Annotated in this window: 6 protein-coding genes and 1 pseudogene; all 7 read left to right on the top strand. The window is 64.2% G+C overall.

The window, feature by feature from the left end; all coding sequences use genetic code 11:
* Positions 1 to 272, top strand: a pseudogene (locus tag EN742_RS18385) (D-alanine--D-alanine ligase); the annotation flags it as partial.
* On the top strand, positions 260 to 1,198 hold the full coding sequence (locus EN742_RS18380; RefSeq protein WP_127407187.1) for a cell division protein FtsQ/DivIB: 939 nt from the start codon (positions 260 to 262) through the stop codon (positions 1,196 to 1,198). The pseudogene EN742_RS18385 and the gene EN742_RS18380, both read left to right, overlap by 13 nt.
* Positions 1,195 to 2,502 carry a cell division protein FtsA gene (gene ftsA, locus EN742_RS18375; protein WP_126053902.1) on the top strand — a complete coding sequence of 436 codons (1,308 nt, stop codon included), beginning with the start codon at positions 1,195 to 1,197 and terminating at the stop codon, positions 2,500 to 2,502. Before EN742_RS18380 ends, ftsA begins: the two co-directional genes overlap by 4 nt.
* Positions 2,503 to 2,570: 68 nt before the next feature.
* Positions 2,571 to 4,232: a cell division protein FtsZ gene (gene ftsZ / locus EN742_RS18370; protein ID WP_128333117.1), complete on the top strand. Its 1,662-nt coding sequence runs from the start codon at positions 2,571 to 2,573 to the stop codon at positions 4,230 to 4,232.
* A gap of 337 nt (positions 4,233 to 4,569) precedes the next feature.
* Positions 4,570 to 5,517: a UDP-3-O-acyl-N-acetylglucosamine deacetylase gene (gene lpxC, locus EN742_RS18365; RefSeq protein ID WP_128333116.1), complete on the top strand. Its 948-nt coding sequence runs from the start codon at positions 4,570 to 4,572 to the stop codon at positions 5,515 to 5,517.
* Between the two features lie 217 nt (positions 5,518 to 5,734).
* A complete protein-coding gene (locus tag EN742_RS18360) occupies positions 5,735 to 6,604 on the top strand; it encodes an outer membrane protein assembly factor BamD (RefSeq protein ID WP_126053905.1) in 870 nt (289 codons plus the stop codon).
* Positions 6,605 to 6,612: 8 nt separating this feature from the next.
* Positions 6,613 to 7,003: AAA family ATPase (locus EN742_RS18355; RefSeq protein ID WP_148670145.1), on the top strand; the 391-nt coding region annotated here is incomplete at its 3' end.

Raw genomic sequence — 7,003 nt, 5'->3', positions numbered from 1 at the left:
AAACCCCTGCTAAAATTTCACCGAATATTTACCAAAAAATACAGACACTAGCGCTTAAGGCTCACCAAGCTATCGGTTGCCGGGGCGTTTCCCGGTCGGACTTCCGTTACGACGACCGTCACTCCGAAAACGGCGAGGTTGTCTGGCTCGAGATCAACACCCAGCCGGGCATGACGCCGACGTCTCTGGTGCCTGAAATCGCCGCACAAGCGGGGCATTCGTTCGGCGAACTGTTGAGTTGGATGGTGGAGGACGCTTCGTGTCTGCGTTGAGGTGGGGACAGGGCAAGGGGGCGGGCGCCGGGCCGGCGCTGTTCGGTCTGCCATTGTCGTTCGACCATTTCGTGTTGCCGCGCATGTTTCGCCGGCCGGTGCGCGTCCTGGTGCGCCTCGGCGGTGGTGAATTCACCGCCCCGCCTTTCTCCGCTGCGATCCTTTCGGCTGTGCTGATTGGGTCCGGCAGCGCCTACGGCGCCTATCTTGGCGGGCAGATCGACGGCGTCGTTCAGGGCATCACGGCGCGCACCGGTTTCGCAGTCGATCAGATCAAGGTGGTTGGCAACCGCGAGACCTCCGAGATCGACATACTGGACCGGCTCGAGCTTGACGGCTGGACCTCGCTGATCGGATTCGATGCCGAGGCCGCGCGCGAGCGGATCAGGACGCTACCCTGGGTCGAGGTCGCGGCGGTACGCAAGGTCTATCCGCATACGCTGGAAGTGCGCGTCGAGGAGCGTGAGCCTTTCGCGCTCTGGCAGCAGGGCAATTCGCTTTCGGTCATCGAGCGCGACGGCCAGGTCATCGCCCCGTTCTCAGGCGGCAAGCAGGCGCTGCTGCCGCTGATCATCGGCACCGGCGCGCCAGCCACGGCGCCGGACTTCCTTGCCAAGGTGAAGCGCTATCCCGAGCTTGCGGCGCGAGTCAAAGGCTATATCCGCGTCGGCGAGCGGCGCTGGGACCTGAAGCTGGAGAACGGCATCACGGTTAAGTTGCCGGAAGACGGCGAAGACCAGGCGATCGCCGAACTGGTCAGGATGGACCGCGACAACGGCCTTCTGACGCGCGACATCGCAGCCGTCGACATGCGCCTGTCCGACCGCCTCGTCGTGCAGTTGACGCCGGAGGCGGCGACGCAGCGCGAGGCCACGCTCAACGAAAAGCCGCAGAATCTGAAGCGCAAGCCGGAGACGAAGATATGAGCTGGCTTGGCGGCAACAGCGACGCCTCCTCGCGCCGGTCCGGCACGCTGACGGTGCTCGACGTCGGCTCGAGCAAGGTTTGCTGTGTGGTGGCGAAGCTGAAGCCGCGTGAGGACGGCAAGCTTTTGCGCGGGCGCTCGCATCGCATCCAGGTGATCGGCATCGGCCACCAGAAATCGCAAGGCGTGAAGTCGGGCGTGGTCGTCGATCTCGACCGCGCCGAGCATGCCATCCGTCTGGCCGTCGACGCCGCTGAGCGCATGGCCGGGCTGACGGTGGATTCGCTGATCGTCAACATGACCGCCGGAAGGCTGAAGAGCGAGACCTTCTCGGCCACGATCAATCTCGGCGGCCATCAGGCCGACGAGGCCGACATCAAGCGCGTGCTTGCCGCCGGTGCCAAGCAGGCGTTGAAGGCCGAGCGTGAGGTGATCCATTCGCTTCCAGTCGGCTTCTCGCTCGACGCCGAGCGCGGCGTGCGCGATCCACGCGGCATGGTCGGCGACACGCTGGGCGTCGACATGCATGTGCTGACAGGCGATTCCGCGCCGCTGCGCAACCTGGAGCTCTGCATCAACCGTTCGCATCTCTCGGTCGAGCGCATGGTGGCAACCCCCTATGCCAGTGGACTTGCCGCACTCGTCGACGATGAGCTCGAGATGGGCGCCGCCTGCATCGACATGGGTGGCGGTACGACGACGATCTCAGTGTTCGCGGAAGGCAAGTTCGTTCATGGCGACGCCATCGCTATCGGCGGCAATCATGTAACGCTCGACATGGCCAAGGGCCTGTCGACCTCTCTCGATGCCGCCGAGCGGCTGAAGGTGATGCACGGTTCGGCGCTGCCCGGCAGCGCGGACGATCGCGACCTCGTCTCGATTCAGCCGATCGGCGAGGAAGGCGAGGTGCCCTTGCAGATACCGCGCTCGATGATGACGCGCATCATTCGCGCCCGTATCGACGAGACGCTGGAGCTTTTGCGCGACCGGCTGAACAAGTCCGGCTACGGCAATGCCGTCGGCAAGCGCGTTGTGCTCACCGGCGGCGCCAGCCAGCTTTCCGGTCTGCCGGAAGCAGCGCGCCGCATCCTCGGCCGCAATGTGCGCATCGGCCGCCCGCTCGGCGTGGCGGGCCTGCCGGAGGCGGCCAAGGGGCCGGCGTTCTCGACCCCGGTCGGGCTTTTGATCTATCCGCAGATGGCGAGCTTCGAGAGCCATTCGGTGAAAGGAATTTCCGGTCTCAGGATGACTGGAACGGGTGGAAAACTGCATCGCATGAGTCAGTGGTTGAGAGACAGTTTCTAAAATTGACGGGGACAGCCCCATAGGCGGCCGCAGCGGCGAAGCGGCGGGAAAGGCAAAGGACGGAGACAATGACCATCAATCTGCAAAAGCCGGACATCACCGAGCTGAAGCCACGCATCACCGTGTTTGGTGTAGGCGGCGGCGGCGGCAATGCGGTCAACAACATGATCACCGCCGGCTTGCGCGGTGTCGAGTTCGTGGTGGCGAACACCGATGCGCAGGCGCTGACCATGTCGAAGGCGGAACGGCTGATCCAGCTTGGCGCGCATGTCACCGAGGGTCTCGGCGCCGGCTCGCAGCCGGAGGTCGGCCGCGCGGCGGCGGAGGAATGCATCGATGAGATCATCGATCACCTCTCCAATACCCATATGTGCTTCGTCACCGCCGGCATGGGCGGCGGCACCGGCACCGGCGCTGCCCCGGTAGTCGCCCGCGCCGCGCGCGAGAAGGGCATTCTCACCGTCGGCGTCGTCACCAAGCCGTTCCACTTCGAGGGCCAGCGCCGCATGAAGACGGCCGACTTGGGCATCGAGGAACTGCAGAAATGCGTCGACACGCTCATCGTCATTCCCAACCAGAACCTGTTTAGGCTGGCCAACGACAAGACCACCTTCGCTGATGCCTTCGCCATGGCCGACCAGGTGCTCTACTCGGGTGTCGCCTGCATCACCGACCTGATGGTCAAGGAAGGCCTGATCAACCTCGACTTCGCCGACGTCCGCTCGGTGATGCGCGAGATGGGCAAGGCGATGATGGGCACGGGCGAAGCTTCGGGCGAGGGCCGCGCCATGGCCGCCGCCGAGGCAGCGATCGCCAACCCGCTGCTCGACGAGACCTCGATGAAGGGCGCCAAGGGCCTGCTGATCTCGATCACCGGCGGCCGCGACCTCACCCTGTTCGAGGTCGACGAAGCCGCGACCCGCATACGCGAAGAGGTCGATCAGGACGCCAACATCATCCTCGGCGCCACCTTCGACGAGGAGCTGGAAGGCGTAATCCGCGTCTCGGTGGTCGCCACCGGTATCGACAAGTCGGCGGCCGAAATCGCCGCGGCACCGATCTCGATCCGTGCCGCACCGCAGAAGCCGGTCAGCCGTCCTGCCGCCCCGGTCGCGGAAAGCCGGCCGGCGCCGGTCCAGCAGCAGACCTATGAGCCGCGCGCCGCCGATCCGGTCGCCGAGGCGATCCAGCTTGCCGAAGCCAATGCCGCCGCGATGGCGCAGGCTCGCCCAGCGCCGACGGCGCATGCGGAAGAATTCCGTCCGCAGAGCAAGATCTTCCAGGCGCCACCCGCCCAGCCGCAGCCCATCGTCCAGCAGCAAGTGGTGCAGCCCGCGCCGCTCAGGGAGATGCCGCAGCCGGTTGCCGCCGCACCCCAGCGCATGCCGCGCGTCGAGGACTTTCCGCCGGTGGTGAAGGCCGAGGTGGAGGCCAAGAGCCGTCCGGCCGACCATGAGAACGGCGGTCCGATGGGGCTGCTGAAGCGCCTGACCAATGGGCTGACGCGCCGTGAGGAAGAGCCAGCCCGGCTGCAGCCGGCGCAGCCGCGCGAGCCGAAACTGCGCCAGGCGGCACCGGAAGTGCGCCGTCTAGCCAGCCAGGATCCGCAGCTCTACGCGCCGCGCCGCGGCCAGCTCGACGACCAGGGCCGGCTGACGCCGCAGAGCCGGGCCGTGCAGGACGACGACCAGCTGGAGATCCCGGCGTTCCTCCGCCGCCAGGCCAATTGACCGTTAACGGTTCGTAACAGTTGTTAACAGGCAGACAAGCGATTGTTTGCCTGTTAATATATTAAGTGCTGCAAAAACAAGGTGTTACAAACGCCTGCTTGCGTCCGATCGCGGTTACAGAGGGTAAGAAACCGTGATTTGGACTCTCCCGGCCGGACCATTATCTTCGCCCGAGCACTATCGGCTTGCCGGGATTCGGGGAGTTGGCCCTGCCTGCCGATCATATCAAGAGCCGCACGGTCTTGTTTATTTTGCCGCATGTATGCGCACGCCGGGTGATCCATCCGGCCGCAAAATACTCCAGGAAGCGATGAAGCGGACGCAGGCAGTATGGGCCATGGGGTTTGTCTTGCACGACTATCAGACGACACTAAAATCGCACGCGACGCTGACGGGTACAGGCGTCCATAGCGGCAAGCCTGTCACCATTCATTTTCTGCCCGCGGACGCCGATACCGGCGTTGTCTTCCAGCTTTCCAATGGCGGCGAGAGCCGTGAGTTTCGTGCGCTTGTCTCCGAAGTCGGTGCGACCGACCTCTGCACCATGCTCGGCGATCCGGCGGGTGAGCACATCGGCACCGTCGAACATCTGATGGCCGCGGTCTTTGGACTTGGCGTCGACAATCTGGTCATCGAAATCGACGGCCGTGAGGTTCCGATCCTCGACGGCAGCGCCGTGCCCTTTGTCGAAGCCTTCGACCAGGCGGGCATCGAGACGCTGCCGGTCAAGCGCCGCTACATCCGGGTGGTCAAGCCGGTCCGCATCGAGAATGGCGCCTCCTGGGCCGAGTTCAGGCCTTATGACGGCACGCGCTTCGAGATCGAGATTGATTTCGAGAGCCCGGCCATCGGCCGCCAGCTCTTCGCCTCCGACATCAATCCCGACATTTTCCGCCGCGACATCGCGCGCGCCCGCACTTTTGGGTTCATGAAGGATGTCGAGCGTCTCTGGGCCGCCGGCTACGCGCTCGGTGCGTCGCTGGAGAACTCGCTGGTGATCGGTGACGACAACCGCGTCATCAACATGGGCGGCCTTCGCTATGCCAACGAATTCGCGCGCCACAAGACGCTGGACGCCATGGGCGACCTGGCGCTCGCCGGCGCCCGCTTCATCGGGTGCTTCCGCTCCTATCGCGGCGGCCACAGGATGAATGCGGCGGCATTGCGTCGGCTTCTGTCCGACCGGTCTGCATTCGAGATCGTCGAAACCACACGTCGCGAGCGTGGTCGCAGCGCCGAAATGATTGCCGTGAGTGCGCCGCTCTACGCGCCCTGGATGATCTGATTCTTAACGATTTTCCGGCTTTGTGGCGGCCGACCGGTGTTGCATGGATGCATCACCAGCAGGGTGAAATCGTACCATTGCGGCGGCAGTGCCAAATCGCCACAAAAATGTGCGATTGGCCGGAGATAGCGTTGCCGGGCAAGGCGATTATGGTCTATGGCTGCTGCCCCAGAGCGAAATGACGACTGAAATGACGCCGAAAGGGCGGAATCCAATCATGTTCTTCAAGCGAGTTGGTCAATCGAAAGCGCCGCGCCGGGCTGTTTTCCTGGCGCTTTCGGTGGTTGTTCCATCGCTCGTCCTGTCTGCCTGCATGTCCTCCGAGAAGGACGTCGACCTGTCGACCTATGTCGATCAGACCGAGCCGGCGGACGTCCTCTACAATCAGGGCCTCGCCAATCTGAATGCCGGCCGCCTGGACGAGGCGAGCAAGAAGTTCGACGCGGTCGACCGCCAGCACCCGTATTCGGAATTCGCCCGCAAATCGATGGTGATGGGCGCTTTCGCCGACTATCGCGCCGGCCACTACGACGAGGCGATCGGCTCGGCCAAGCGCTATCTGACCCTCTACCCGTCGACGGATGACGCCGCCTACGCCCAGTATATCATCGGGCTGAGCTACTACCGTCAGATCAAGGACGTCACGCAGGACCAGAAGGAAGCTCGCCTCACCGTGCAGACGATGCAGGATCTGGTGACGCGCTGGCCGACGTCAGAATATGTCGACGACGCCAAGGAGAAGATCCGCTTCGCCACCGACCAGCTTGCCGGCAAGGAGATGCAGATCGGCCGCTACTATCTCGAGCGCCGCGAATACATCGCCGCCGTCAAGCGTTTCCGCACCGTTGTCGAAACCTATTCCAACACTCGCCATGTCGAGGAGGCGCTGGCGCGCCTGACCGAAACCTACTACGCCATGGGGCTGACCTCGGAAGCGCAGACCGCCGCGGCGGTGCTCGGCACCAACTATCCCGACAGCCAGTGGTACAAGGATTCCTACAAGCTCCTGCAGAGCAATGGGCTTGAGCCGCGCGAAAATGCCGGGTCGTGGATATCCAAGGCCGGGAAGCTGATCACCGGCGCCTGACATCCGCGATGCTGTCCAGGCTGTCGATCCGCGATATCGTCCTGATCGAGAAGCTGGACATCGACTTCTTGCCCGGCCTCTCGGTACTCACCGGCGAGACCGGCGCCGGCAAATCAATCCTGCTCGATGCGCTGTCCCTGGCACTCGGCGCGCGCGGCGATGCAGCACTCGTGCGCCATGGCGCTGCGCAAGGCCAGGTCATTGCCGTGTTCGACGTGCCGCGCAACCATCCGGCCCGCGCGCTGCTTGCCGACAACGCCATCGAGGATGACGGCGACATCATCCTGCGCCGCGTGCAGACGGCCGACGGCCGCACGCGCGTTTTCGTCAACGATCAGCCGTCCAGTGTCACGCTGATGCGCGATATCGGCCATGTGCTGGTCGAGATCCATGGTCAGC

Source organism: Mesorhizobium sp. M4A.F.Ca.ET.020.02.1.1, from assembly GCF_004022645.1.
Taxonomy (GTDB): Bacteria; Pseudomonadota; Alphaproteobacteria; order Rhizobiales; family Rhizobiaceae; genus Mesorhizobium.
Note: the sequence above shows the minus strand (reverse complement) of the source record. Positions and strands in the feature narration are given on the sequence as shown.

Coding starts and splice junctions, on each gene's coding strand:
- ftsA (WP_126053902.1), top strand. CDS start 1,195: ATGAGCTGGCTTGGCGGCAACAGCGACGCCTCCTCGCGCCGGTCCGGC.
- ftsZ (WP_128333117.1), top strand. CDS start 2,571: ATGACCATCAATCTGCAAAAGCCGGACATCACCGAGCTGAAGCCACGC.
- lpxC (WP_128333116.1), top strand. CDS start 4,570: ATGGGGTTTGTCTTGCACGACTATCAGACGACACTAAAATCGCACGCG.
- EN742_RS18360 (WP_126053905.1), top strand. CDS start 5,735: ATGTTCTTCAAGCGAGTTGGTCAATCGAAAGCGCCGCGCCGGGCTGTT.